Origin of the sequence: Nitratireductor aestuarii, from assembly GCF_014641695.1 — a bacterium.
Taxonomy (GTDB): Bacteria; Pseudomonadota; Alphaproteobacteria; order Rhizobiales; family Rhizobiaceae; genus Chelativorans; species Chelativorans aestuarii.
This window is the reverse complement of the sequence record NZ_BMIF01000052.1, coordinates 1-951: the sequence shown is the minus strand read 5'-3', so window position 1 is coordinate 951 and position 951 is coordinate 1. Positions and strand designations below refer to the sequence as shown.

General features: G+C 63.3%; 1 protein-coding gene. It reads left to right on the top strand.

Features of this window, described 5'->3' with window-relative positions:
- A protein-coding gene (locus IEX27_RS21055; protein ID WP_244630496.1) for an IS630 family transposase occupies nt 1-936 on the top strand; the annotation gives its coding sequence in 2 pieces (ribosomal slippage) (nt 1-335 and nt 335-936; 937 coding nt annotated over the 2 pieces). This gene is flagged as partial in the annotation.
- Nucleotides 937-951: the final 15 nt, after the last annotated feature.

The following is a 951-nucleotide window of genomic DNA, read 5'->3' as shown; positions in this document are numbered from 1 at the left end:
TCTCTCAATGGATTTGCGGGTTCGGCTTCTGGCTGCGATTGAAGGCGGGCTGAGTTGCCGGGCGGCGGCGGCGCGTTTCGGCGTGGCACCATCGACGGCGATCCGGTGGCATGCGCAGCAGCGCGAGACCGGCAGCGTTGCCCCCAAGCCTCAAGGTGGAGACATGCGCTCGCGCCGTGTCGAGGAGCGATCTGCCGACATTCTCGCCCTCTGGGAAGCGCGCAAGGACATCTCGCTTGAGGAACTGCGCCTTGCCTTGAACGAGGCGGGGCTCGCTATCTCGGTTGCCGGGCTGCATCGCTTTTTCGCGCGGCGCGGCATGACGCGCAAAAAAAGACTGGGCATGCCATCGAGCAAGACCGGCCCGACGTCCTGAGGCAGCGCCACGACTGGTTCGACGGTCAGATCGATCTGGATCCCGAGCGCCTGGTTTTCATCGACGAGACCTGGACTGCCACAAACATGACCCGCAGTCATGGGCGCTGCGCCAGGGGTGAGCGCCTGCGAATGGGCTTCCCGCATGGTCACCGCAAGACCACCACGCTGGTCGCCGGCCTGCGCATGACCGGCATGGTCGCGCCGATGGTGCTGGATGGCCCGATCAACGGTGACTGGTTCGAAGCATATGTGGCGCAGGTTCTCGTGCCCGAACTTCGGCCCGGTGACGTCGTCATCATGGACAACCTATCGAGCCACAAACGTCCCGCGGTCCGCGACCGGATCGAGGCGGCAGGAGCAACGCTGCGCTTCCTCCCACCCTACAGCCCCGACTTCAACCCGATCGAGAAGGCATTCTCGCGTCTCAAGGCCATGCTCCGAAAAGCAGGCGAGAGAACCGTAAACGGCCTGTGGGGCCTCATCGGCAAGCTCGTCGACATCTTCCAGCCAAGCGAATGCGCCAATTACTTCAGCTCGTGCGGATATGATCCAGATTGATCGGAAACCGCTCTA